The following is a 25654-nucleotide window of genomic DNA, read 5'->3' on the forward strand; positions in this document are numbered from 1 at the left end:
TTCCCTGAGTATCTGCCTGATTCCCTATTCTCAACGACTGTGGGGGCTGTTACAGTAAAGCCTCGCGATTGGTTAATTTCTTCGTATTTGACGCTCTCTTTTTAATATCAATGGAACAGTCATGTACTATTTCCGTCTCTTCGGTTTGTTACTTCTGGTTAGCATTTCGACTTTTTCACAAAAGGCCTGGGCACAAGCCGAGCGAAATGTGGGCTTTTCGGTCAACGCGTATGCATTGACGGGAGCCAGGGTTGTGACTCAGCCGGGAACGGTTCTGGAGAATGCGACGGTTTTGATTCGAGACGGTTTGATTGAAGCGGTTGGCACGGAGCTGAAAATTCCCGCCGACGCAGAAATTATTGATTGCCAGGGGATGCTGATTTATCCCGGTTTCATTGATGCCGCTTCGAGCTCTCTGATTAATAAAGAGGTGAAGGCACCCCAAGTCAAAGGCAGAAAGGTCGACTTCGGTCGGCATGCGCTGGCGGCAACGCGACCCGATAATCGTAATTATCTCAACCCGGAGTTTCATGCGAATCGGGCAGTGCTGGAAAAGAAGAACAGTTTTTTAAATCACCAGAAGGCTGGCTTTACTTCAGTGCATCTGCTGCCACAGGGGAAAATTGCCAGTGGTCAGGGAACGCTGATCTCGACCAGCGAATTTCCTGTCAGGGAATCGACATTGATCGAATCCACAATGGGCTCGTTCCGAATCTATGCACCTCGAGGTAACGTCTATCCGACGACTCTGATGGGGGCCATGGCGCATCTCAGACAATCGTTTTTGGACACACGGCACTACGAGCAACATTGGGGCTTGTATCAGGATCAGTCTGCGTTTATTAAGCGTCCGCCGACCGATCCGACCTATGCCGCGTTACTGGAAATTCTGCATGCCAAGAAAATTCCTGTGTTTAAAGCAGACAAACGCGACGAAATTTTACGAACGCTTGATCTTTGTCAGGAATTTCAAATCAAGCCTATCATTCTCGGGGGCGAGGAAGCGCATCTGTGTGTGGATCGATTGAAGGCCGAATCGGGCGGCGTGATCTTCCAATTGAATTTCCCCGAAAAGCCGAAGGTGGAAGAGAAAAAGGAAACCGAAAAACTTTCGGCTGAATTACCGGACCCGCTGCGCGTGCAACAGGAAAAACTCAAACTCTGGAAAGCACGCATTCAAGGTGTGAGAAAGTTGGCTGAAGGTGGTTTGCCCGTCGCTGTTGCTTCCGAGTCTTTAAAAAATCAAGCGGCAGATCTGGTCTCTCAATTACGGATTGCGGTGAAAGAAGGAGTCCCGGCAGATCTAGCACTGCGTCTGTTGACGGCGGATGCGGCCAAGCTGTTAGGGATAGAGCAACGGCTCGGAACGATTGAAAAAGGGAAACTGGCGCATCTTGTTGTGATGTCGGCTCCCTGGGAACAGAGTGAGTCCAAGGTGCGTTATCTGTTTGTGGACGGTGCCAAGTTTGATTTTGAGGACAAAACGAAATCAGACAAAGAGAAAGAGAAGAAATCGGACTCCCCCCAGGCAAAGCCGCAGGCACGCGTAGATTTAGCCGGAGAATGGGGAGTCGAAATTCAATCGGCACAGGGGAAAGTGATTGGCCAGCTGCATCTCTCTCAGGAGAAAGAAGCCTTACGGGGAACGTTTTCCAGTGAAAAAGGGGATGGAAAAGTCACCTCGGGAAAAATCGCGAAAGAACAATTTTCTTTCACGGTGGCCATCGGTGCGGGCGAACATTCGATTGAACTGCAGTTTAAAGGAACCGTTGCAAAAGATGAGATGAAACCCGAGAAGATTTCGGGGAAATTGAAATCGGCCTTTGGTACGGAAACGAGTTGGTCGGCGATTCGTAAAGCAGCGCAGCCCAAGTCAGCGCCCGCCAATCCGATTCAGCTTTCCCTCGAAGGAGACGATGACGGATTGAAGATGCCGGCCACTGGGGCGCTGGTTGCGCAAAAACCGGATGTGAAACAAAGTCCCCAGACCAAACAGGATTTTCACAAATTCAATACCGAGCTGGAATCCGATCGGGTCAGACGATTTCAAAAAACGAATGGGAATCTACTGCTTAAAAACGGGATCGTGATTACGGTGACCGGAGAAACGCTGAAGGATGCTTCCATTCTGGTAAAACAGGGAAAGATTGCCGCGATCGGAAAAGATTTAAAAGTTCCCGCTGGTACAACTGAGATAGATCTCAAAGGTCTGTATGTGATGCCCGGCATTATTGATACGCACAGCCATATCATGATTACAGAGGGGATTAATGAATCGTCACAGTCGATTGTGCCTGAGGTGCGGATCAGGGATGTCGTGAATACGGCTGATGTGTCTGAATACCGGGCGCTGGCCGGCGGTGTGACCGCTGCCCGATTGTTTCATGGTTCTGCAAACGTGATCGGCGGTCAGGATGCGGTCGTCAAATTAAAACATGGTACCACAGCCCGCGAGCACATTCTGCATGACGCGCCTCAGGGCGTGAAGTTTGCGCTGGGGGAAAATGTGAAGTATCGTACCTCACGCTTCCCGAATACCAGGATGGGCGTCGAAGCCACGTTGCAGCGGGCGTTTATGGAAGCCGTGGATTACCGCCGTCAGTGGCAGGAGTATGAACAGGCACAAAAAAAACATCCCGACCAGAAGCGGCTGCCTCCTCGACGCGACCTGCGTCTGGAAGCACTGGCGGATATTGTCAATCATGAAAAATTCATTCACTCGCATTGCTATCGGGCGGATGAAATTCTGATGCTGATGCGAGTGGCCTCGCACCTGGGGATTCGCGTCTGGTCGCTGCAGCATGTGCTGGAAGGCTACAAGATTGCTCCGGAAATTCTGGCGCATGGTGCGAGTTGCAGTACGTTTTCTGACTGGTGGGCCTACAAAATCGAGGCCTTCGATGCGGTGCCTCATAATGCGGCTCTGTTAAATGAAGCCGGTGTGAATACGGTGATTAAAAGTGACGACTGGGAATTGATTCGTCATTTGTATCTCGAAGCGGCTAAAACAGTCCGGTATGGAAATATGTCGTTCAATGACGCGCTGCGGACAATTACGATCAATCCCGCGCGAGAATTAGGATTGGATCAGCAGATTGGCTCGATTGAAATTGGAAAGGACGCCGACTTTGCCATTTTCAGCGGGCATCCTTTAAATGCCTATTCCCGTTGTGAAATGACGATCATTGAAGGCGAAATTTATTTCGATCGCAAGCAACAACCCACGGCGATGTCTGACGGTTCAGAGTCTCGTTCTGCCGTTCCTTCTGTTGAGATTGCACAACGCCCCGTCAAGCCGCTTGCCTTGCCGGCCGGCGAATTGAAAGAGTTTGCGATTACCGGGGCGACATTGCATCCGGTCGACGGTGATGAGATTGCCGCGGGGACGATTGTGGTCAAGAGGCAAAAGATCAAGTATGTTGGTCCCGCGAAAGCACTCCCCAAGACCCTGCCTGTTGTTGACGCAACAGGACTGCACGTTTACCCGGGCATGATTGATACCGGATCGACTCTCGGACTGACGGAAATTGATAAAGTCCGTGAAACACACGATTATTCAGAAAGCGGCGATCTGCAACCCGATTTGCGGACCGGCGTGGCCATCAATCCGGATTCTGAACTCTTTCCGGTCGCACGAGCCGGTGGCATTACCAGTGTGCTGGTTGTTCCACGATCTGGTTTAATTCCTGGTCAGACGTCGCTGGTGCAGACTGCCGGCTGGACCGCGCCTGAGATGGTGATGGAACTGGAAGCAGGACTGCAAATTAACTGGAGCACGAAAAAAGAACGTCAGCAGGAATTGAAAGATTTCCTGCAGCAGGCGCGCCTGTATCAAAAACTGAAGAAGCAGGCAAAAGAAAATAAAACAACCAGCCCGGTGACGGACCCGCGTTTTGAAGCATTGATGCCTTACCTGGATCAGAAGAAACCTGTGTTTATTGAAGCAAACTCGCGCAAGGAAATCGCCGGTGCCCTGCTCTTTGCAGAAGAAGAAAAATTACGGATCGTGATTACCGGTGGGACGGATGCCTGGAAGGTGGCGCAAGAATTGAAGGCCCGAAAAATTCCTGTGATTGTTGGGCCTGTGATGCGACGTCCCCAGGAAAATTACGATCCCTTTGATGCGCCCTATGCTAACCCGGGGCATCTCTATGATGCGGGAGTCGCATTCTGTATTCGTTCCAACAGCGCCTGGAACTCACGGAACACACCTTTTGAAGCAGCTATGGCGGTTGCCTATGGTTTACCAGAGCCTGCAGCGCTAAGAGCAGTGACCCTCTCTGCAGCTGAAATTCTGGGAGTCGAAAAACAACTTGGTTCACTCACTGAAGGCAAGTTGGCGAATTTGATTATTTCAGATGGATCGCCTCTGCAGCACACGTCTCACATTAAAGCCGTTTGCGTCGGCGGGAAACTGTTACCGCCCGTCAGTAAACAGACACGCCTGTATGAGCGTTATCGAGGCCGACTGCAGCAGATGCAAAAGTCGTCAAATGGGAAATCGCCGGGATCGTTGCCTCTGGAGACGAAGAAAACAGAACCCGCGAAGAAACCGGCTAACACGAAATAACGGTTCGTATCAGCGTAAGACGGCTCCATCGCTCAATTTGAACTTGAGCACATGCATGGTGCGACTGAATCGATCCGGGTTCTTTTTGAACTCTTCGCGCGATTCGATGTCGATGAACAAATACAGGTTCTGATCGTAGTAGGCACCGTATTTGGTATTTCCGGGAATCGCACGGTCCTGTTTGTTGAGAATCACGGGGTCACAGCCTAAGAGTTGCGGGGCATAACGTCCCGGATCATTCTTAAAGATTTCCAGTTCCGTTTTACTGGCCAGCAGGTACGTAATTCCCTGGTAAGGCCAGCTATATTCTTCCTGGCCTTTATTCCATTTACGGTCTCGCGTCAAAGAGACGGGACTATATCCTTCCAGACCGATTTTTGAAGGCATGGTGGCGACGTATGACTTTGGTTCTTGAGTCGCAAATTGATTTTCAACTGAATCGTCCGCTTCTGTTTCCTCGTTTTTTCGCGGCATCAATTCCTGTTTGCTTTTTTGTGCCAGATAAACGCGGCGGTCGTTTTCGTATCGAGACGCACCGCGGCCTAAGAAACTCAAATAAGTATGCTGGGGCTGCATTCCGTCTGTTCGAGAGATAATCGTGCCTGTGGGTGTCAGGAGCACATCGCTGGGGAGAGAACGAACGTTAAAACGATTGACAATCTCCTGGTTTTCATCGCTGTCAATTTTGACGGCGATCACCCGTTTACCAAACTGATTCTTGACGGCTTTTGTATTTAGTACCGATCGGTCCATTTGCTGACAGGGGCCACACCAGGACGCATGGAAATGGAGTAAGAGCGGAAGATCTTTATCCTGCGCCAGTTTTTGCGCGGCGCGAAAATCATGCATCCATTCACCAGCCAGAGACTGGTTGATCGACATCACGATCAGAGAGAACGTGATTGTCATAATCGATAAAGTTTGTTTGATTGAAAACTGTCTGGTTAATTGCATGCAAGTGCCCCCGCAAATCGCTTTGAATACATGAACGCGATTGCGCTCAGTCAGGCTGATCTCAGATTCATCGATGCTCTGATCTCTTGTTTGTTTATCGGTTGGATGGGGGTAGGTTATTGTGAAGTATTACACAGTAATTGAAATGGGAGGTGAGGATTTGAAAAAAACAGGACATCATGACGGAGGTGTTTGATCCAGAGGAAGTAAACTTGAACCAGTTTTACTAACCGGACCGTCGCTTTTCAGTAGCCTGCGTCTTGTTTTTTTAGGAAGAGTGTGCAGGTACAAAGGAGAGGAAACTCTCAATTAATGAGAGACCGCATTCGGTTAAGATCGATTCGGGATGAAACTGTACGCCGAACAGCGGCGCGGTTTTGTGCTCGATGGCCATCGGAATTCCCTCTGCTGTTCTGGCTGTGATTTGCAGATCCGGTGAAAGCGTGGCTTCGTCAATAATCAACGAGTGATAGCGTGTGGCTTCGAACGGATTAGGGAGTTTAGATAACAGACGGGAGTTTTGATGGTGAATCGACGAGGTCTGACCATGAATGGGCTTGGGGGCTTTGATAATGTTCCCGCCAAAGCTGGCAGCGATGGTCTGATGTCCCAGGCAGACGCCCAGAATGGGAACTCGATTGACAAAGTGTCTGACCAGATCCTGACTGAGTCCTGCTTCCTCGGGTGTACACGGGCCGGGGGAAAGGACTAAGGCGGCGGGGTTTAAATCTTCTGCTTGATCCAATGTGAGCTGGTCATTGCGGATGACGCGCGTCTGTTGTCCCAGCTCTTCAAAGTAACGAGCGAGATTGAACACGAAGCTGTCATAATTATCAATAATCAGGATCATGATGTTATTTCTGAGAACGGTCGATCAAGTTTGCAGTGCAGAAATCATTCCCGCCGCCTTGTGCAACGTTTCTTCGTATTCCAGCCGTGGCTGACTTTGGGCAATGATGCCTCCCCCGACGGGAAATTGCACCCAGCCGTTTTTAATCGTGAAGGTACGAATCAGGATATTGCTGTCAAATTCGCCGTTTAAACCGGCGTAAAACAGGCTGCCGCAATAAGGGCCGCGAACCGTGGGCTCCAGTTCCGCGATGATTTCCATCGATCGAACCTTGGGAGCGCCGGTGATCGAACCGCCGGGAAACGAGGCTGCCAGCAGGTCCCAGACGGTGTTTTCCGGCTTGAGTTGGCCTCTGACTTCTGAAACCAGATGCTGCACGGTTTCGTACGTTTCGACTTCACATAGATGCGGGACACGAATCGAACCGGCCTGACAGACGCGAGACAGATCATTTCGCAACAGGTCCACGATCATGACATTCTCCGCCTGATCTTTTTCGCTTTCGCGCAGTTCATCTCGTGTCAACAGGTCGGCTTCAGGCACATACTTTCTGCGACGCGTTCCCTTGATCGGACGGGTTTCGACTTCATCGCCGGACACATTCAGAAATCGTTCGGGCGAGGCGCTGACCACGGCCCAGTCATCCCAGCCAAAATAGCCGGCAAAGGGAGCCGCGTTTTTCTCACGCAAATTCAGATACAGTTCTGCCGGATGCTGTTTGCTCGGGGTCAATAAACGTTGTGAAAAATTGGCCTGAAAGATATCACCGGCATAGATGTATTCGATGATCCGTTCCACCTGCTTCAGAAACTGAGGTTTGCTGAAATTGCTCAGTATCTCCTCGTTCCCTTCTAGCGGAAACACAGGCGAAAGTTGATCGAGCGGCAGCTGGTCCATTTGAGCAAATCGACTTTGTGACAGCGCCGTCAGGCGATCTTGTCTGTTGAATTCAGCCGCGTCGATGCGTGCCTTGATCTGGTTCAGTCGCGAGGATGCGATGTCTGCATTCTGTGTTTCCAGACGTTGATCAAATCCCTGCACGATGAGCCACGCGCGATGCTGGCTGTGATCCCAGGCAATCACCCAGTCATAAAAACCGACCGCTAAGTCAGGCAGTTGAAATTCATCAAAGGGGGCCCGGGCGAACTGTTCCCAACTGCGACCCAGTTCGTAAGACAGCAGGCCGGCAAATCCTCCCTGGAATGGAGGTAGTCCCGGAATCGAATCGACTGAGTGCGTTGCATGAATTTGTCGGATCGCTTCAAAGGGATCGACCGCGAACTGTACCTGCTGGATTTGAAAGCGTTTGAGCGGCGTCGACATTAAATAGGAAAACCGGCCTAAAGTGGAAGTCTGTCTGGCACTGTCTAAGACTAACAGACCTTCATCACCGGAGAATTCCAGAAAGAGCTGCTCCAGATCCGGACAGGGCAGAATCTCTTCCACAAGCGGGAGTGCGCTTGCTGCCTGCTTCCCCTGCTTCTGGGGTAGCTGAGAGAGATCCTGAGATAAATTTCCAGACATGGTAGATCGATTTCACACAAAAACGCGTTGCGAGCACACGAACAGTCATCGCAATGGACGGAGCGAGTATAACATAAGTCGGATGGTTAAGGAATCATCAGCGAGGTCCGCATTGGGGTTCCTCTCCCTCTTGGCGTCTGCGTTCCTGCGCACTGATTTCGGTCTGAGTTAAAAATCCCCAATTGAGAGGTTGGTCCTGCTGGTATTGCTTACCCAACGTCAAGGCTGTCATCGCTTTACACATCTCATAGCCCAGATAAAAGGCGTGCGAGGCGTCCAGCTCTTTGGGGTTGGCAGCCTGGAACTGATCAAATAATTCATAAGGATCGGTCCCTTTCCAGTAGCCATCCCGGTTCATGACGTGTAATTGATTCTGCTCAGCGAAGATGCGGTAGTTCGGGTCCCGAATTTGTTGAGACAGATTGAGTAACGCCTCTGCCCCCAGTTCTTTGAGTTTGGGGTCTCTGAGCATGACCAGCTGGTAATCAATGTGCTTCGGCAGACTTTGATTATCGATCGCATACTTGACCAGCCGTCGCGCGTGATCGAATTCTTTGATCGCGCTTTGTGCCCAGTTAATGACTTCCGTTGCCAGAACACTATGGATTTGCAGTTCCTGACAGAGTGCCGCCAGCAGGACGTTCATTCCGGCGGTGTCGACTTCCGTCAATTCGGTCAGATTGCCGATGCCCATCATGATTTCGACGTCGGGGAATTCTTTGCGCGCTCGATAATATCGTTCCAGAGATGCAGTGAAGCCGTAGCCAATTGGTTCCAGGATCGGGTCAATTCGAAACGGAGTCTTTGCGCAAACCAGCTGGTCCACAATGTCATGCAAGGAATCGAAGTCGCTGGGAAGGTCGGGGATCGCGACCACTTCCGCACCCAGTTTGGAGACCCAGTCGAGATTGGAGTGATTGCAGCTTAGAACCAGTTCTGCCCCGTTCTTGACTGCCGCCTCGACTTCTTTCCTGTCAAAACTGTCAATCGAAACGCGGTGTCCTGCCTCGACGAGCATTCGCACGACCTCCCCTGCCCGCTTCCAGCTTTCGCCGGGTACGCAACCGACATCTATCAGGTCGGCGCCGTTTTGCCGATAATGTTCTGCCTGCTGCAGAATTTCTGCATCGGATAAAAACGGGGCATGATTGATTTCGGCCAGGATCTCAATATCAAATTGGGTGAGATCTTTTGGTGGCTTGCCTTCCTGTCCGAAATATTCGGGAAGGTCAAAATGATCTTTGGGTCCTCGTTTAAAGGGGAGCCCAAAGTGCTCCGTGAGCACCTGGAGATCGCCTTTGCATAAACCGGGCAGCATGACCCAGTCGATGCCTTCGGGGACGGTGAGTCGGCGTTTGATCAGAGGCACATGCATCAGAGCGGCGACTTGAACGTTCAAAACGCAGATTTCGTATTCGAATTCGACCTGCGGAGCGAGTTTGTCCAAAACTTGGCGCAACGAATATTCAGCCAGCCTGCCTGTTACAAACAGGATGCGTTCCTGTTTCATCGATGGTCTTTCTTCAACGTTGTGTCTCCATCCTGATTAGTGAACCCAGTGTTTCGGAAATCCGTCGAGATCTGAGTCTTCCTCCGGCTGCCAGGTGGCTGTCTCTTCGATTTTTTGAGCCAAAGCGGTGTCTTTGGTTGTGATCGCGCGGACCCGGTGTGTTTGAAGTTTCACAGTGACCGCGGCATAGCCCACGTTTAAGTCAGGATGATGCCAACCTGCTTCCGCCAGGTAGCCAATCGTGTTGACCAGCATTAACGTGTGAGGCCAGCCAGGCGTTGCAAATTTTCGTCTCAACCAGCCATCGCGAAGTTCCCATTCCGGATAGGTGTTCAGAAATTCCTGAATTTGTTCTTCCGACAAGACCTGATCTTCTGTCATGGTAACCTCTCCTGAGTTGGACTCTTTTGCGGGACTAAAAATTGAAATCAGGGCAGCATTCCGTCGATAGTAGTCATATCGCAACTGTAATGAAATTGGGCAAGTAATTAAATGGCGGGCACTTCTCTAATTTCATAACAACCTTAAGAATGCGGGTGAACTCAAACTTCACTAACTCTATGATTCACAACGATTAAGTGCAAAAAACTGACTACCCATTCGTCATCTGGTAGAGTAGAATAGAAGCACTGGGATTTAGCCTGTTTGACGACAAGTTGAATCTCATCCCTCCCAATTTTTCCCACCACTGTTTTAGCTGAGAAAGAACTGGAAAATGCAGCGGCTTCAGATTCTGTTGAAATCGCCTTTGGTTTCAGGCATGTGCCTGCTATCGGTTCTCATCCTGTTTGTGATTTCGGTGCCCGATTTCGTCAACGCAGCGAATAACAAAAAGATCCCTGCTGAGCAGGTTGAGTTTTTCGAGAAAGAGATCCGGCCGGTTCTGGTCAAGCGGTGTTATGCCTGCCATGGTGCGAAAAAACAGGAAGCCAGTCTGCGTCTGGATTCGCATGCCTGGATGATGAAAGGCAGCGACACGGGGGCTGCTGTGGTGCCGGGAGATCCGCTCAAGAGCCGCATTATTCAGGTGATTCAATATCATGACGATGACAGCCAGATGCCTCCCGAAGGCAAAATGCCTCCGGTTGAGATTGCTGCGTTGACCCGTTGGGTCAAAATGGGAACCCCCTGGCCTTTCTCTGAAAAGGATGCCAAAGCCGTCCCTACAAATGGTGCTTATGATTTCGAGACCCTGTCCCAGAATCATTGGTCGTTCCGTCCGGTCAAGAAACCGGAATTACCCAAAGTCAAAAATCAGCAGCGCGTCGGTTCACCCGTTGATCACTTTGTGCTTGCGCGTCTGGAAGAGAAAGGCCTGTCTCTTTCCCCTCCCGTTGACCGACGAAAGTTAATTCGGCGTGCGACTGTTGATTTAATTGGTATCCCGCCCACATATGAAGAAGTCGAAGCCTTTGCGAATGACGCGTCGCCTGACGCGTATGAAAAGTTGATCGATCGGTTACTCGCGTCGCCTCACTATGGCGAACGCTGGGGCCGCCATTGGCTGGATGTGGCCCGGTATGCGGATACGAAAGGGTACGTGTTTACTTCAGAACGACGTTATCCCTATTCCTATACTTTTCGCGACTATGTGATTCGTGCATTCAATGAAGATCTCCCTTACGATCGTTTTATTCAGGAGCAACTGGCGGCCGATCAACTGGATCGGCAAGGCGATGATCGTTCGTTGGCGGCACTCGGATTTTTAACCGTGGGCCGTCGTTATCGCGGGAATATTCATGATATTACCGATGACCGCATCGATCTTGTTTCGCGTGGCTTGCTGGGTTTGACGGCTTCGTGTGCCCGCTGTCACGATCACAAGTTTGATCCCGTTCCGATTAAGGATTACTACTCGCTGTATGGTGTGTTCGTCAGTAGTTATGAACCGGAAGAAAAAGAACTGCCTTTAATTGGGAAGTCAAAATCGGAAGCGGAGTTCAAAGTCTATCAGGCAGAACGGGCCAAGCGTCAGAAAAAGGTAGATGATTATATTCGGGATGAAGCTCAGAAATTCCGAGTCGATGCCCGTTTGAAAGTCGCTGATGTGTTACAGGCGGTTGCGGAAAGAGAGAAGCTGTCTCAGGGAGATGTGAAGCCTCAGTATGAGAAGGATGCGCCGCATCGGCGTTATGTTGATCTCTGGCGATCGTTCCTGGCACGCAAAGCAAAATCAAATCGTCCGGTCTTTGCTGCCTGGATGGAATTGACGAAGATCAAAGTCCCTCAAGGCGAGTTTCCTGCGCGTGCTGCTGAGGTAATTCAAAAGCTGGCTCAGCAGGAAGCGGAAACTCAGCCGGAAAAACGAATCAATCGACTGGTGATTCATGCGTTGAAAACGAATCCGCCGCAGTCCGTTTATGATATCTGTCGCGCTTATGGGAGCGTGTTCAAACAGGTCGAGCAGGAATGGGTGAAGGCGGTTGCGGAAGCCCAAACGAAGAAAGCGGCCGTGCCGACAAAACTTGCTGATGCGGATGCCGAAGAGCTGCGTCAAATTTTATATGACCCGGAATGTCCGACAGCGGCCAGTGATGATGTGGTACAAAGCATGTTCAATCGGGCGCAACGCGATAAAGTACGTCGCTTCGAGAAAGAGATCGAAACACTGGATGTAACTTCGCCAGGCGCTCCGCCGCGAGCGATGGTGATGTTTGACAAGGATAAGCCGGTGACGTCTCATGTTCATTTGCGGGGAAATCCCGGGCGACGTGGAGAGAAAACCCCCCGCCAGTTTTTCCAGATTCTGGCTGGGGAAGAACGAAAGCCATTTGAGAGAGGAAGCGGTCGTCTGGAACTGGCTCAAGCGATTGCGTCCAAGGACAACCCGCTTACGGCACGTGTGTTTGTGAACCGGGTCTGGATGCATCATTTTGGTGAAGGACTTGTCAGGACTCCCAGTGATTTTGGTGTCCGCAGCGATCCTCCCAGCCATCCGGAATTGCTGGATTATCTGGCTGCACAGTTCATGGAGAATGGCTGGTCTGTCAAATCGTTACATAAACTGATTATGCTTTCTTCGACGTATCAACAATCGTCTCAGAACAACGAAAAAGCGACTCTGATTGATTCAGATAATCGATTGCTTTGGAAACGTTCTCCGCAGCGTCTGGGCTTTGAAGCGATGCGGGATTCTTTGTTATTTGTTTCCGGGCAGCTTTCTGATGAAGCCGAAGGCAGGGGTTTTCTGATTGATCAGATTCCTACGGTCCCGAGACGGACTGTGTATAGTTTTGTGGATCGAAATAATCTACCCAACGTTTTTCGCACGTTCGATTTTGCCAATGTGGAATCCAGCACCGCGCAACGGCCTTATACGACGGTGCCTCAACAGGCATTGTTTGCGATGAACAGTCCCCTGTTGATTGAGCAATCAGTCTTACTGGTCAAGGATCTGGACCTGGAAAAACTGGTAAAGGAAAAAGGCGTGGAGACTGCGATTACAGCCCTCTATCAGCGGGTTCTGACACGCAAACCGACGGCGGAAGAAATGGAACTGGGGAAAAACTTCCTGACGCATCATCGCGATCAGATCAAGACACCCGCTCGCATGAGTGGCTGGGAAAAATATGCACAAGTGCTTTGCACTTCCAACGAATTTATGTTCGTTGATTAATTGAGTGAATCAGAAACATTTTCATATTGCAGGAGCCTGTTTCCATGGCTGACACGAATCAACATTTTAATTGTGATCCGATTTTTACGCGGCGGCAGATGCTGCAGCGCTGCGGTACGGGGTTGGGTTCATTAGGTCTGGCATCGTTAATGGCCTCACAGGGATTACTCGATGAGGCTGCGGGTGCATCAGCGGGACGTACCGAATCGCCGATGGCTCCGAAGATGTCTCATTTTCCCGGCAGAGCGAAGCATGTGATTCACATCTTTTTGAATGGGGGGGCTTCGCAGGTCGATACCTTCGATCCCAAACCGGCTTTGGCAAAATATGCCGGGAAAATGTTGCCGACCCAAAACCTGCGTACCGAACGGAAAACGGGGGCGTCTCTCCCCTCGCCTTTCAAATTTAAAAAGTATGGGGAGAGCGGTCTGGAAGTCAGTGAGCTCTTTTCTCAATTGGGCGAGTGTGTTGACGACATCGCCTTCGTTCGATCAATGTACACGAACGTGCCCAACCACGAACCTTCTTTAATGATGATGAATTGTGGCGACCTGATTCAACCTCGTCCCAGTATGGGGGCCTGGGTGACTTATGGCTTGGGAACAGAAAATCAGAATCTGCCCGGCTTCGTGGTGATGTGCCCTGGCGGATATCCGATTACGGAATCGGCCAACTGGCGCTCGGCCTTTTTACCCGGGGCTTATCAGGGAACGCATATCGATACCAAGCATACCGATATCGAAAAACTGATTTCCAACATCAAGAATAAAAAGCTGGCCCTCCCTGAGCAGCGTCGTCAGCTTGATTTGTTACAGGCGTTGAATCGTCGGCATCAGGCGGCTCGTGCTGAAGAATCGGCGTTGGAATCCCGAATTCAGTCATTTGAACTGGCGTATCGGATGCAGATGCAGGCGTCGGATGTATTTGATATCAATCAGGAACCCGAGCATATTCATGAGATGTATGGCAAAGGGGTGCATGCCCGACAGTGTATGATTGCCCGGAGACTGGTCGAACGGGGCGTGCGGTACGTGCAACTCTGGCACGGTGCAGGTCAGCCCTGGGACAATCATGATGAAATTGAAAAGGGACATCGGCGCTTGGCGGATCAGTGTGCACAGCCCATTGCCGCGTTACTCAAAGACCTCAAGCAACGCGGCCTGTTGCAGGATACGATCGTGATGTGCGGCGGCGAATTTGGAAGAACTCCCGTTGTGGAACTGCCGACACCGGGCGCGAATGCCGGGAAGATGAATGGCCGTGATCATAATAATCATGGATTTACCGTTTGGTTAGCCGGCGGAGGCGTCAAAGGCGGACAGGCATATGGTGCCACGGATGAGTTCGGCTTTGCTGCTGTGGAAAACAAGGTTCACGTTCATGATTTGCAGGCCACTGTCTTGAAGTTGCTGGGATTTGATCACGAGCGATTAACCTATCGATTCGCAGGTCGTGACTTCAGGTTGACCGATGTGCATGGTCGCGTGGTTGAAGATCTCATCGCTTAATGTGTTGTTTCGAACAGTGACAGTCTGATTAAAACGTTTCTGCTTGCCTTTGGACAAATAAATCCCTCGCTTTACTTAATTTATGGCAGATAGATGCTTGACCTGTTCCCAATAGTAGGGAATTATTGTTCATGTGTATCTGTGTCTGAATTATTGTTGTGTGATTCTCAAGGTTGAATTCCTGCAACCAAGACAGTTAAAGGGGAAAGCGTGTGGCTGGTGATAACGAGCGCATTAAACTGACTCTCGAAGTATTGGGGACCGGTCTGTACCCCATTATCGAGCAGGAAATGAAAGCCGTTTACCAGGATGACTGGATCGCCCGTGCGAAAGAGAGTTTCCGAAACTCTCCCCTGACCTCACAGCCCGAAGGCGAGGCGATCCGCTGGGACGCCCATTCCACGCTGTTGATTTTGTGGGATCATTGGAACAGCGTTTTTCGTAATCGGCTGACTCCACTTGAGCGAAGTTATGTCGGCGAGTTAAGGGAATTTCGTAATCGCTGGGCGCATCAGAGTCAGATCAGTACCGATGATACGCTGAGAATCCTTGATACTGCTGCCCGGCTCTTATCCGCAGCAGGTTCCACACAGGAAGCCCGACAGCTGCAGAGAGAACGCGACCAATTATTGCATCAGATCCTGCAATACCAGGAACAGATTGTGATCGACTCGGATGATCAGCGTCGCGAGCGGATGCGCGATGCCATCATCTTTCTGGTTTGCGCCGTCGCCATCGATTTAGTCGTCTTCTTTTCTTTTGGAACCGGTGGCCTGGCGATTTTGTTTGCAGTATTTGTGGCCTGTGTATTTGTCTTTCTCGCTTATCAGCGCTGGGTGACTCCCGATCGACCGACCTACGGCGCGCATGAATGCACCAACTGTGGCAAGATCATTTACGGCGAAGCGTGTCCCTACTGCAATGAAGATCTCCCGGCATAAGGGACCTCAATCGAGCCATTCATCTTCCGGATCAAATTTCGGAAAGACGATATTGATGATCTTCATGGAACCAATGGCCCGGTGGCGAACTCCCGGTGGAATCACAATTGACATCCCTGCATGCACGGGAATGAATTCATTATCCAGTTGCATTTTCGCATCTTTGCCGCATTCCAGGAAGTAATAGGTTTCCGTCAGTTTGCGATGATAGTGCAGTTCGGCATCCTCTGAGATTTCCGTGACGTGCAACGTGCCTGGAAATTCGGGCACATCGGCAAAGGCACGCCGTGCGGTTCCACAGGGACAGGGTGTTCCCTCGATTTGGGAAAAATCAGCGATATGATATTTTTTCTGTGTTGATTCCGGCATTCAAATATCCCCAGGTGGATCAGTCAGCAATTGAGCGTGAAGTAAGATCGGCGAATTCCTTCTATGAGCCTCTATTATAGCGGAGTGACTACGAAAGAAAACAATCATTCCAGCTGATTGATTTCATCCAGTAAGACTCTTAAGAATGGTTCCACATCTGTTACCAGCCCTACAGTCTGAAATGTCCCGCGGTCAGCGAGTTTTGTGACGGTAGCTGGATTGATATCGACACAAACCACTTTCACACTGGCTGGCAGTAAATTACCGACAGCAATGGAATGCAGGGTTGTGGCAATCATCAGACAGAACGAGACCCCCTGCACCATTTCGCGCATCTTACGTTGTGCGGCGATGGAATCGGTAATGACGTCTGGTAAGGGGCCATCGTCGCGAATGCTGCCTGCCAGGACATACGGAACCTGATTTTTGACGCATTCATACATGATGCCGGATTTCAGTACGCCTTGATCGACGGCATTTTGAATACTGCCTAAGCGACGAATCCGGTTGATGGATCGTAGATGATGTTCGTGTCCTTCTTCACTGGAGCCGCCATGCTCCATCGAGATGCCCAGGCTGGTTCCATAGAAGGATTCTTCGATGTCATGTGTGGCCAATGCGTTGCCGGCGAAGAGCAGATTCACATATCCTTCTCTGATCAGTTCGCTAAAGTAATCTCTGCTGCCGGTATGCACGACCGCCGGACCGGCGACAACTAGAATTTTGCCAGCGCCTGCTTTCGCGCGCCGCATTTCAGAGGCGATCTCTTTGACTGTGACTCCTTTCGGTTTTTCACTGGAGACAGTACTGTGCATGAAAGAGAAACCGGAAACTTCAGGAGCGCTGCGTTCGGTGGGAATCACTCTGATTCCCTGGTTCCCGGTCACAACCAGTTCCCCTTTGGTCACGTCTGACATCGGCAGGCAATGTGCCGTTTTTTGATCTGGACTGACGACGATCCCACAATCCATTTCCTGTAAATCAACGGCGATCCAGTTTCCTGCAATTCGAATTTCTGTCTGCTGATTTGTCGTACAGTAAAATCCTTCCGGAAACGCCCCGTCCATATCCGCGGTGTCGAGAACACAGTCGTGTTGTTCAACGGGAGTTGCGCCGTGCTGGGCGATATGCGTCAGGATATTCTCAAGCGTTTCTTCATCCTCGGCAGAGACTGTGATTTGGGCATGGCTGCTGTCTGATCGGAGTTGGCCAATGGAGATATCGTTGATGGAGAAATCCCCTCCCATTACGGTGATCTCATCCAGAATTTTTGGTAACAGCAGGCTGTCAATAATATGTCCCTGTAATTCGACTTCTTCACTGACACGAGAGGTCTCAGATGATGGGGTCTCGGAAGCAGACTGATCTGAATGATTCATGGGCGTTCATCCTTGGCTGGAAATCTAATTGACATGACAGTCTGAAAAGACAGAGGAACATCAGAAAAACAATGATCTTATCGTTCTATTTTACGTTTTATTTCCCAAAAGAATACTCTCAAAATAATGTTTGCCGTCATGACTATCATATTATTTGCTTACTTTTTAATATTTTGCAGACAGACTTAAATCAGCACCCCGGAAACGACACAGGAGTAGTCGCTTGTATTTTATGATGATGGCCTTGGAGCCACTTGATTTTATTCGATTGGTTACCGGTCTGGATGCCCCTGCTTCGATTCTGATCAGTCTGTTGTTCATTTTACTGGGTATGCTCAGTATTACCAAAGGCGGAGACCTGTTCACTGATAGTTCTGTTGAGATTGCGAGATTAACCCGCATTCCCCCTGTAATTATCGGTGCGACGATCGTCAGTATGTCGACAACGTTCCCGGAGTTAATGGTGTCTGTTACCAGTACCGTTTCCGGCAAAGGGGACCTGGCAGTAGGCAATGCGCTCGGGTCCTGTTTGTGTAATATCGGTTTGATCATTGGAACCTGTGCTCTGTTGAAGGGATTTCTTGCCTGGCGGCGAAAAACGGAGAGCGGAATTCCAGTTTCACGGTTAACCATCGTAGGGCCCGGTTTTTTTATGCTGTTTTCCGGCGTTCTGGTCTGGTTGTTTAGTCTGTTTTCGACGGGCGGAGCTGTGACACAAGCCGGTGAGCCTGCCGAGTTTGGTATCGCGCGCTGGCAGGCGGGAATTTTGCTGTGTGTCCTCGCTGGTTATATCCTGTTTTCTTTACGGGTGGCGATGGCTTCGCGACATGACTTCGGTGCAGAGCAGGAACAACCGCCGGAAGTCGATAACATGAAGGTCTATTGTTTCAAGTTAGGGATCGCCTTTTTCTGCGGTGCTTTTCTCGTGCTTTGGGGAAGTAAGCTGCTGGTCACCAATGCCGTACAGGTTGCCCGTTATTTTGAAGTTTCAGAATTGCTGATTGGTTTGACAATTTTAGCAGTGGGGACTTCCCTGCCTGAGTTTACCATCTCAGTGTTGTCCGTGGTCAAAGGCCATGGTGCATTGGGAACCGGAAACATCATTGGAGCCAATGTTTTGAATATCACGATGGTCATCGCAACGTGCGCGTTGATCCATCCATTACCGATCCAGAAACAGACCGTGCTCCTGGATGGTCCTGTTGTGATCTTCTTGATGCTGGCAATGTTGGGGCTTTCCTGGAGACGCAAGCAAATCTCCAGTTTGAGTGGTTTTATTCTGTTGACTGTTTATGTGGGGTATTTAGTCGTTGCGACGTTCTGGTTTGGTCGTTAAAAGAGTCTCTCCAGAAGTAAAGACTTGATTCAAGAGTCAATTTGAGAATATCATATCCAATCTGGAGTTGTTTCATTGAGATCAGGCAGATCGTCTGCAAATTTGCCTGTCAGCTCATTGAGTTTCACACTTGTTTCATTTGTTCTCCAAATCAGTAATGTTCCCGCTATGGTCAGAATTGGAATTATAGGGCTTGGCCCATATTGGGAACAGCGCTATGAACCTGCACTGCGGGCGATTGATCAGCGAATCCAGATCAAAGCAGTCTATGATCCGGTTCGCAGTCGCGCGGAACAAGTTGCCACGCACTGGAATGCAGCGGCCGTTTCGGGAATGGGGTGTCTCGTTTCACGCTATCCGCTGGATGCATTTCTGCTTCTGCATTCAGACTGGATGAATCATTACCCGCTCCAGCTACTCAGTCAGCAGCATCGGCCCGTATATATCGCCGGCAGTTTAGGGGAAGATCTGGATCTGCTGGAACGGGTTCATTCTCGCGCAGCGGAACAGTTAGTCACGCTGATGCCAGAGTTCAGCCGCCGTTATTCCCAAGCTACCAGTCGTTTTTTCGAATTAGCCGTCACACGTTTGGGAAAGCCAAATTCGATTCAGATTGAGACCTGTTGTCCCGCGGAAGATCAGCAGGTAGAAGTCCCCGGGCAAAAGAATGAAACCGATTTTCTAGTGGGATTAATGGACTGGTGTTGTTACGTCATGCGCACCAAACCAGTCAAAGTGCAAACGACCTTGCATTCCGATTCGAGTGATCGATCGGAAGATCATCGGCAGATTAAAATTGAATTCCTGCCAGACCCGGTGACGGGGGCGGAACGCTTTGCGTTGATCAAAATCAAAATTCAGCAGAGAGAAACAGAGCCACTGTTTCCCCGGCATCAGATTCTCTGTCGAAATGGATTGGCTGAATTTCATTCCCCTGACGAGATTCATTGGGAAAACGAATCGTCTTCCATGACAGAGTCGCTCAAAAGCGATCGACGGGAGCTGGAAGTGATGCTGGATCATTTTTGCCGGCGCGCGGTGGGGGGGATCATTCCGGTTCCCAATATCCGGGATGTTTGTCAGGCGATTCAACTGGTGCGGCTGTCGCGTGAAAGTCTGAGTTCAGGCAAGTCGCTCGATGTGACTAAGTTCAAAGACTGAAATGAATCTCTCGTGTTACTGCCGTGCTGAAACAAAGTGCAGTGCCCGCTAAAACAAAGGGACGGCTACTTAGAGCGCTGTGCGTGCGGGTGAGATTTTTCGTACGTTTCGCGCAAACGTTTGGTGCTGACGTGGGTATAAATTTGCGTTGTGGTTAAGCTTTTATGTCCCAGCAGTTCTTGTACGCTACGCAGGTCTGCGCCGCCATCCAGGAGATGCGTGGCGAAACTGTGTCGCAAGGTATGCGGGCTTGTTTTTTTGTCGAGCCCTGTCTGGAGCAAATATTTTTCCAGCATGCGGCCCACACTCCGCGAAGTAATACGGGTTTTTAACCGATTGAGAAAGATCGCGTCCGAATCGGGGTGTGGTTTGGGTTTGGCTTCTCGTTCTTCGAGCCAGTATTTCAATGCTTTGGCGGCGTAGCTGCCGATGGGAGCGATACGTTCTTTGCGGCCTTTGCCCAGGACGCGAATAATATTGGCATCCTGATCCCAGTCACTCAGGTTGAGGGCCACCAGTTCGGAAACACGCAGACCTGCGGAATACAGGGTTTCGAGAATGGCACGATCTCTGAGCCCCATTTTGCTGTTGGCCGGAGGGGCTTCCAGCAGAGAGCCAATCTGGTCTGTCGTTAAAAAATGCGGTAATTTTCGACCGGTGCGCGGCGTGCGGAGTGGCTTGGCCGGATTGGTTTTGGTGTACCCTTCTCGGCAGCAGTATCGGAAGAAACTCCGCAGGCAGGCTAACCGCCTGGCGATAGTGGTTCGCTCGTACTGACACTCGTGGAGGTAGGCAACGTAGCGACGTAATTCACTGATGCCGATCCGGTCCGGAGGTAAAAGTGATTCTTCGTACTCGGTCAGATATTCAACGAGGCTTTCCATGTCTTCCGCATAAGACTTAAGCGTCAGATCGGACGAGTTTCGTTCGATTTGCAGATATCGCAAAAAGCTGTCGATCGCGTCATGCAGTTCAATTGACCGGATAGGTTGCGAAGAGATCATAGGGCTTCAATGAATGATGTAAGGCTTTGTCGAGTGAGAAGATCTTCGCGAGTGAATTCCGTGGTTCGGGATTCAAGCCGTTTTGCGCAATCGCCTGGATTGTTCTTCGAGTTCTGCTTCCCGTCTTAATTTGCGTACCTTCTGACTCATGACAGCCGCATCATACCAGGTGAAACTCAGGTCCTTGTCAGCCGCATATTGCCCCAATGTCTGGAGCATCTGTGAAGAGCTTTCATCATCATATAGAAAGACATAGCGTTCTGAATCTTTAACTAATGCAACGACATTCATTTGTTGTTTCACTGTGGCAGTCCTTTTTTATTTGTCAGAGCACTGGAGTCAGAGACGGGATGGGTTGGGAGTGCTCTTTAAACCGCAATATTTAATATCGGCAGTCGAGCGGTGGGATTATCGGTATTTTCTTACTTTGAAGATGAGCTGATGCTGAGCTTGTCCGCCATGCAGCGTTAACATCTCTAGAATCATTAAATGCGATGTAAACCGTATAAAGTCCTCACTCCGATGTAGATAGGCTTCCCAGCCCCCACTGCGTCGGTCGCCGCTGACTTCAAGGTAATCGCGTAAATGAGCTACGAGAGCAGCATCTGACCCATCAAACAGCCGTGTGTAAGACATAAACGGTTGTCGGGGGTCAACGGTCGTGGTATGGGTGGATACCGTAGGAGGGCAGTAGTCATCGAGTTGCTTCGTATATAAAGGAGTTTGTTGCTTGAGATTGTCCACAGGGGCTGTTGTGGGGGGAGCCGCTGTGGTTGGTTTCGGAGCAATCACTGGCTGTTTCTTGAGTGAGAGTCTGGATTTAGTCAGGTCTGACACCGGGGCCTGGACCACGGGGCTTTTTGTCTGTGCGCCCTGATTGGCTTGTGCATACGCCTGGATGATTCCGGTTTGGTTTTTGGGATAAGGCCAGGTATCGAGTGATTCAGCTGACTGTCCACGAAAGACCGTATCTTCAGGGACAGCAGGAATTTGAGGTCCGGTGGGACAGTCACCTTCCGGGCAGTTTTGTTTGCCCAGCTTTCGATTGATTTTCTGCTGCTGTTTTTCTGCTTTGCGTTCCATGTGAGACGCCTGTCTCACTTCACGGTTCATCTGGTGTTCTTCTTTTCGGGCTTCTTTAGCAGCCAGACGATCGCTTTTGAAGAATTGATTCAGGATGGACTTTTTCGCATGCCGTTCTTCCGTCAGTAACGGGAGTCCCGGTATAAATTCCTGTGAATGTGGAGAATACCAGGAAACCTGCATGCCAATCCGGGGTGGATAATAGGGGGAATAATCGGTGATCGCACCGATGACAACCGCATCCACGTTCAAGGCTTCTGCCAGCTTGAGAACATCGTCCGGGTTATTCATTTGCAGTTGATGTTCCACCATCGCGACTTCCGCGACGCCGACCGGTAAAACCTGGAATCCGGGGACTTTCTGTAACTCGGCATAATAAGCGAGTGCAAAACGGCGTCCGTCTACATCTGGTTCCTGACTCAGATTGAAAAATGGGGCGATCGCGACTGTTTTCAGCTTCGGATTGGGATTCGTGACAGAGGTCCGCATGATGACGCACCCTGACAGGCTGGAGAGACAAATTAGCAATGTGAAAATGCGAGTCAGCACCGAACGGTTCCCAAAAAATGAAGCCAGAAAGAATCGATATCAACCTTATCGGCATAACCGGCAGAGTAACTTCAATGAGAAATCTTTTAGCAATCTTCCTATCTTTACATTTGAGTGAATCCCCTTTGATTCGAGAGCCGGGTCGCCTCAGATATTGTTGCAGGTGACTATTTCCAGAGCCTGACATGACTGCTAAGATGCTCTATATGACTTAAATTACGCTTTTTGATACGATGCGAATTCAATGAAATCACTGCCGCCCCAACCCGATCCTCGCCCTCCGCTTTGCTATGGTTCTTTGCAGCTGGAGTCCCGGTATTTGCTGTCTCCCTTAGCCGGATATACGAATTTACCCTTTCGCCGGATTGTTCGTGAACTAGATGGTGTGGGGCTGGCGACGACGGATCTGGTCAATGCACGGGGTTTGCTGGAAGGGAGTCATAAGACGCTGCAGCTGATCCAGACCTGTCCCGAAGATTCCCCGTTTGCGGTACAGATCTTCGGAAGTGAAGCAAAGCAGATGAGCGAAGCGGCTCAATTGCTGGAAGCACGAGGCGTTGATTCCATTGATATCAACATGGGGTGTCCTGTGAATCGGATTGTCAAAGGGGGGGCCGGCGCCAGTATGATGTGTCGTCCTGATGATACGGTGTCATTGGTCCAGTCTGTGGTAGAAGCCGTCAAGATCCCCGTTACGGTGAAAATGCGGTTGGGTTGGGATGATCAGAACCTGACGGCTCCCTTTTTTGCCCGGGAGTTTGAACAGGTCGGCGTGGTTGCGGTGGCCATTCATGGGCGAACGCGCGAGCAGGGTTTTCGCGGCTCGGTCAATCATGATGGAATTCGGCAGGTGGTGGAAGCCGTCGAATCGATTCCGGTGATTGGCAATGGGGATGTGACTTCCATTGCTGATGCGGATTATATGCTGAGAACCACCGGTTGCGCCGGCGTTTCTATCGGCCGCGGTGCTTTGGCAAATCCCTGGATCTTTCGCCAGTTGCTCCAATGGGAACAAACCGGGCAATGTGATCCGGCGGGAAATTTCGATGCGCGATTGGAGTTGTTACTACGACAGTTTCGTTATCTGCTGGAAATGACGACAGAAGAGCGGGCACTTCCCATGTTTCGCAAGATGGGACACTGGTATTTGAAATCGATGCGGGTCAAACCTGCCTTACGGCACGTATTTCAATGTGCTCAAAGCCTGGAAGAGTTCGATGCCGCGATCAAGAAAATTTCCGCCCAGGGGCCGACGTCCGGTTCGCGAAGTGGTGTTTTGCCGGAGATGCACATTCCCGTGCCCGGTGGACCAGTCGAACGCTGGTAAGTTTCAGAGTGAACGCCCTCTAAGTATCGGCATCGAGTTCCTCGACGAGTGAGGGATCTAATTCGATGCGCAGCTTGCTGATTTTTCGCTCGTCGGATTCAAGGACATCAATTCGCAATTGTTGCCAGGTCAGCGAATCGCCTGTTTGAGGCACCTTTCCCATTTGGGTAATCACAAATCCGCCGATGGTGTCAAAGTCTTTTCCTTCAGGCAGATCGTAGTTGTAGTGTTCGTTGAGATCATCGATATGCACCCGGGCATCGACTTCGACGATGTTATTGCCCTGCTCGAAAATCATCTGCTCTTCTTCGTCATCGAATTCATCGACGATATCACCGACGATTTCTTCGAGTACATCTTCCATCGTAACCAGGCCGGCAACGCCCCCATATTCATCAATGACGATTGCCATGTGGACATGTTCTTTCTGCATGGTTTCCAGTAATGAATCGATGCCCGTTGTTTCCGGGATATAGAACGGAGAAAACATCAGATCTTTGATCGTCAGCTTATCCGCAGAATTGGAGTTCTGATTTTCCTTCGAATAGTGTTTCAGCAGTTCTCGGGCATACAGAATCCCTATGATATCATCGGTTGATTCTCCGATGACGGGAATCCGCGAGTGGCCGACGTCAATGAACTTTAAGAGTGCTTCGTCCAGAGTCGCATCGACAGAGATGTATTCCATATCCATGCGCTGGGTCATGATGGCAGCGACATCTTCATCTTGAAGTTCCATCACGCGCTGAATCATTTTACCGGCTTCCGATTCCAGGATCCCGCCTCGCGCGCCTTCTTCAACGACTGAAAGAATCTCTTCGCTGATATTGGCTTCCCGTCCATTTTTGTTTTCCTCTTTGCCTGCCAGACGATGAGAAAAACCATCAATTTTCCATGAGAGCCAGATTACAGGAGTCAGGGAGACAGGCAACCAGCGTACGACAGGCCAGAATTTTTGCAGGAAGCGTTCTCCTGTAATCCGGGAAATCGTCCAGGGAACGGTCATCAGGAACAAAATTCCGATGACAAGGGCCAGCAGCATTTGAAACGCAAATTGAACGGTTACAGCAATCGAACTGAAATCATTGGGGATATCGATATATTGTCTGGTCAGAATGACCGAAATCAGAATGACGCCGGAAAGATAGGAGAAATCAGCGGCCAGCAAAATCGTAGGATGTGACCTCAGAATTTCACTGAACCGGTCCGGTACGCCTGCTTCATTACAGAGCGTTTCTAAGCGACTTCGTGAAAAATCTCTTAAAGAAAAACCCAATACGCCTGCGAACAGGGTGAATGCAATTAAAACAGCAAATATCAGCGGGACCATAAATCTTGCAAATAGCCAAATTGTAAGTGACAAAACGGATTCGGTGAAGCTACCGGAATCTACTTTAGTTTAACTGGAACGGACGAATACATGAATCAGTTCGGCCTATTATTTCTGATGAAATTTCACTCTTCTCTTCTGGGGATTTTCAACCCCCAATGATCAAAAATCTGTTGTTCTTTCGTTCGCATCAGCTGCAGCTCGTCTTCAGACAGATCGTCGTAACCACATAAATGCAATAAACCGTGCACAACGTACAGCAAAAGCTCATGCTTGGCAGACCATTGATATTTTTCCGCCATCGCGACCGCCATTTCAGCAGAGACGATGACCTCGCCTTCAATGCGCTTACCGGCGCCGCGGATTTCCGTGGTCTGTTGCTCTGGATCTGCTTCGCTGTCCAGCAGAAAACTCAGAACATCCGTGTCGTAGTCATGCGCTAAATATTGCTGATTCAGCGCACGGACGGCAGGGTTACCAAAGAAGGCCAGACTGATTTCGGCCTGGTTGACTTTTTCTGTTTGCAAAAGATAACAGACCGCTTCCTGAATCACCTGAATCAGTCTTTCATCGATGGCGATATGATTCTGCGAGTCTTGAATGTTGATCTGATACTGGTCTATGGTGTTCATGCAGTTGTTCT

19 protein-coding genes are annotated in these 25654 nt (G+C 50.1%); 7 read left to right on the forward strand and 12 right to left on the reverse strand.

Annotation, left to right across the window (positions count from 1 at the left end):
* The first annotated feature begins 121 nt into the window (after window positions 1-121).
* A complete protein-coding gene (locus tag Pan241w_RS11370; RefSeq protein WP_145215301.1) occupies window positions 122-4570 on the forward strand; it encodes an amidohydrolase family protein in 4449 nt (1482 codons plus the stop codon).
* A gap of 9 nt (window positions 4571-4579) precedes the next feature.
* On the opposite strand, the gene Pan241w_RS11375 is transcribed toward Pan241w_RS11370, so the two are convergent.
* The 5 genes from Pan241w_RS11375 to Pan241w_RS11395 all read right to left on the reverse strand — a co-directional run bounded on the left by Pan241w_RS11375 (window position 4580) and on the right by Pan241w_RS11395 (window position 9789).
* A complete protein-coding gene (locus tag Pan241w_RS11375) occupies window positions 4580-5524 on the reverse strand; it encodes a thioredoxin family protein (RefSeq protein WP_145215304.1) in 945 nt (314 codons plus the stop codon).
* Window positions 5525-5792: 268 nt separating this feature from the next.
* Window positions 5793-6374 carry an anthranilate synthase component II gene (locus Pan241w_RS11380; protein ID WP_145215307.1) on the reverse strand — a complete coding sequence of 194 codons (582 nt, stop codon included), beginning with the start codon at window positions 6372-6374 and terminating at the stop codon, window positions 5793-5795.
* A 24-nt stretch (window positions 6375-6398) separates the two neighbouring features.
* Window positions 6399-7898 (reverse strand): aminodeoxychorismate synthase component I, encoded by a 1500-nt coding sequence (gene pabB, locus Pan241w_RS11385; RefSeq protein WP_145215310.1) that lies wholly within the window; start codon window positions 7896-7898, stop codon window positions 6399-6401.
* Window positions 7899-7995: 97 nt separating this feature from the next.
* The gene (locus tag Pan241w_RS11390; protein ID WP_145215313.1) at window positions 7996-9408 is read right to left on the reverse strand and encodes a DUF6513 domain-containing protein; all 1413 of its coding nucleotides are present in this window, start codon (window positions 9406-9408) and stop codon (window positions 7996-7998) included.
* A 36-nt stretch (window positions 9409-9444) separates the two neighbouring features.
* On the reverse strand, window positions 9445-9789 hold the full coding sequence (locus Pan241w_RS11395) for a 4a-hydroxytetrahydrobiopterin dehydratase (protein ID WP_145215316.1): 345 nt from the start codon (window positions 9787-9789) through the stop codon (window positions 9445-9447).
* A gap of 334 nt (window positions 9790-10123) precedes the next feature.
* Between Pan241w_RS11395 and Pan241w_RS11400 the strand changes: the two genes are divergently transcribed.
* The 3 genes from Pan241w_RS11400 to Pan241w_RS11410 all read left to right on the forward strand — a co-directional run bounded on the left by Pan241w_RS11400 (window position 10124) and on the right by Pan241w_RS11410 (window position 15473).
* Complete coding sequence (locus tag Pan241w_RS11400) at window positions 10124-13024, forward strand: PSD1 and planctomycete cytochrome C domain-containing protein (RefSeq protein ID WP_145215319.1); 2901 nt, start codon at window positions 10124-10126, stop codon at window positions 13022-13024.
* Between the two features lie 44 nt (window positions 13025-13068).
* A complete protein-coding gene (locus Pan241w_RS11405; RefSeq protein WP_145215322.1) occupies window positions 13069-14532 on the forward strand; it encodes a DUF1501 domain-containing protein in 1464 nt (487 codons plus the stop codon).
* A 212-nt stretch (window positions 14533-14744) separates the two neighbouring features.
* The gene (locus Pan241w_RS11410; protein WP_145215325.1) at window positions 14745-15473 is read left to right on the forward strand and encodes a Swt1 family HEPN domain-containing protein; all 729 of its coding nucleotides are present in this window, start codon (window positions 14745-14747) and stop codon (window positions 15471-15473) included.
* Window positions 15474-15479: 6 nt separating this feature from the next.
* Here Pan241w_RS11410 and Pan241w_RS11415 read toward each other — a convergent pair whose 3' ends face one another.
* Together Pan241w_RS11415 and Pan241w_RS11420 are read right to left on the reverse strand one after the other, a co-directional pair.
* On the reverse strand, window positions 15480-15842 hold the full coding sequence (locus tag Pan241w_RS11415) for a cupin domain-containing protein (RefSeq protein WP_145215328.1): 363 nt from the start codon (window positions 15840-15842) through the stop codon (window positions 15480-15482).
* Window positions 15843-15946: 104 nt separating this feature from the next.
* Window positions 15947-17221: an ornithine cyclodeaminase gene (locus tag Pan241w_RS11420; RefSeq protein ID WP_145215329.1), complete on the reverse strand. Its 1275-nt coding sequence runs from the start codon at window positions 17219-17221 to the stop codon at window positions 15947-15949.
* 232 nt (window positions 17222-17453) lie between these two features.
* On the opposite strand from Pan241w_RS11420, the gene Pan241w_RS11425 reads away from it, so the two are divergent.
* Together Pan241w_RS11425 and Pan241w_RS11430 are read left to right on the forward strand one after the other, a co-directional pair.
* Window positions 17454-18557: a calcium/sodium antiporter gene (locus tag Pan241w_RS11425; RefSeq protein WP_232107474.1), complete on the forward strand. Its 1104-nt coding sequence runs from the start codon at window positions 17454-17456 to the stop codon at window positions 18555-18557.
* Between the two features lie 168 nt (window positions 18558-18725).
* Complete coding sequence (locus Pan241w_RS11430) at window positions 18726-19718, forward strand: Gfo/Idh/MocA family oxidoreductase (protein ID WP_145215335.1); 993 nt, start codon at window positions 18726-18728, stop codon at window positions 19716-19718.
* 65 nt (window positions 19719-19783) lie between these two features.
* Here Pan241w_RS11430 and xerC read toward each other — a convergent pair whose 3' ends face one another.
* From xerC to Pan241w_RS11445, 3 genes are all read right to left on the reverse strand, one after another.
* Window positions 19784-20689, reverse strand: coding sequence for a tyrosine recombinase XerC (gene xerC / locus Pan241w_RS11435; RefSeq protein ID WP_145223356.1), 906 nt, complete (start codon window positions 20687-20689; stop codon window positions 19784-19786).
* A 105-nt stretch (window positions 20690-20794) separates the two neighbouring features.
* Window positions 20795-21025, reverse strand: coding sequence for a hypothetical protein (locus tag Pan241w_RS11440; RefSeq protein ID WP_232101029.1), 231 nt, complete (start codon window positions 21023-21025; stop codon window positions 20795-20797).
* 105 nt (window positions 21026-21130) lie between these two features.
* On the reverse strand, window positions 21131-22294 hold the full coding sequence (locus Pan241w_RS11445) for a hypothetical protein (RefSeq protein ID WP_145215338.1): 1164 nt from the start codon (window positions 22292-22294) through the stop codon (window positions 21131-21133).
* 304 nt (window positions 22295-22598) lie between these two features.
* Here Pan241w_RS11445 and dusB point away from each other — a divergent pair, with 304 nt between their 5' ends.
* Complete coding sequence (dusB, locus tag Pan241w_RS11450) at window positions 22599-23681, forward strand: tRNA dihydrouridine synthase DusB (protein ID WP_145215341.1); 1083 nt, start codon at window positions 22599-22601, stop codon at window positions 23679-23681.
* 19 nt (window positions 23682-23700) lie between these two features.
* Here dusB and Pan241w_RS11455 read toward each other — a convergent pair whose 3' ends face one another.
* A complete protein-coding gene (locus Pan241w_RS11455) occupies window positions 23701-25011 on the reverse strand; it encodes a hemolysin family protein (RefSeq protein ID WP_145215344.1) in 1311 nt (436 codons plus the stop codon).
* A 125-nt stretch (window positions 25012-25136) separates the two neighbouring features.
* Entirely contained in the window at window positions 25137-25643 is a 507-nt protein-coding gene (gene ybeY, locus Pan241w_RS11460) for an rRNA maturation RNase YbeY (RefSeq protein WP_145215347.1), read from the reverse strand.
* Between the last annotated feature and the right edge of the window lie 11 nt (window positions 25644-25654).

Origin of the sequence: Gimesia alba (assembly GCF_007744675.1) — a bacterium.
In the GTDB taxonomy this organism is placed as follows: Bacteria; Planctomycetota; Planctomycetia; order Planctomycetales; family Planctomycetaceae; genus Gimesia; species Gimesia alba.

Coding starts and splice junctions, on each gene's coding strand:
- Pan241w_RS11370 (WP_145215301.1), top strand. CDS start 122: ATGTACTATTTCCGTCTCTTCGGTTTGTTACTTCTGGTTAGCATTTCG.
- Pan241w_RS11415 (WP_145215328.1), bottom strand. CDS start 15,842: ATGCCGGAATCAACACAGAAAAAATATCATATCGCTGATTTTTCCCAA.
- Pan241w_RS11420 (WP_145215329.1), bottom strand. CDS start 17,221: ATGAATCATTCAGATCAGTCTGCTTCCGAGACCCCATCATCTGAGACC.
- Pan241w_RS11390 (WP_145215313.1), bottom strand. CDS start 9,408: ATGAAACAGGAACGCATCCTGTTTGTAACAGGCAGGCTGGCTGAATAT.
- Pan241w_RS11400 (WP_145215319.1), top strand. CDS start 10,124: ATGCAGCGGCTTCAGATTCTGTTGAAATCGCCTTTGGTTTCAGGCATG.
- Pan241w_RS11455 (WP_145215344.1), bottom strand. CDS start 25,011: ATGGTCCCGCTGATATTTGCTGTTTTAATTGCATTCACCCTGTTCGCA.
- Pan241w_RS11445 (WP_145215338.1), bottom strand. CDS start 22,294: ATGCGGACCTCTGTCACGAATCCCAATCCGAAGCTGAAAACAGTCGCG.
- Pan241w_RS11375 (WP_145215304.1), bottom strand. CDS start 5,524: ATGCAATTAACCAGACAGTTTTCAATCAAACAAACTTTATCGATTATG.
- ybeY (WP_145215347.1), bottom strand. CDS start 25,643: ATGAACACCATAGACCAGTATCAGATCAACATTCAAGACTCGCAGAAT.
- Pan241w_RS11430 (WP_145215335.1), top strand. CDS start 18,726: ATGGTCAGAATTGGAATTATAGGGCTTGGCCCATATTGGGAACAGCGC.
- Pan241w_RS11395 (WP_145215316.1), bottom strand. CDS start 9,789: ATGACAGAAGATCAGGTCTTGTCGGAAGAACAAATTCAGGAATTTCTG.
- pabB (WP_145215310.1), bottom strand. CDS start 7,898: ATGTCTGGAAATTTATCTCAGGATCTCTCTCAGCTACCCCAGAAGCAG.
- Pan241w_RS11405 (WP_145215322.1), top strand. CDS start 13,069: ATGGCTGACACGAATCAACATTTTAATTGTGATCCGATTTTTACGCGG.
- Pan241w_RS11380 (WP_145215307.1), bottom strand. CDS start 6,374: ATGATCCTGATTATTGATAATTATGACAGCTTCGTGTTCAATCTCGCT.
- dusB (WP_145215341.1), top strand. CDS start 22,599: ATGAAATCACTGCCGCCCCAACCCGATCCTCGCCCTCCGCTTTGCTAT.
- Pan241w_RS11425 (WP_232107474.1), top strand. CDS start 17,454: ATGATGATGGCCTTGGAGCCACTTGATTTTATTCGATTGGTTACCGGT.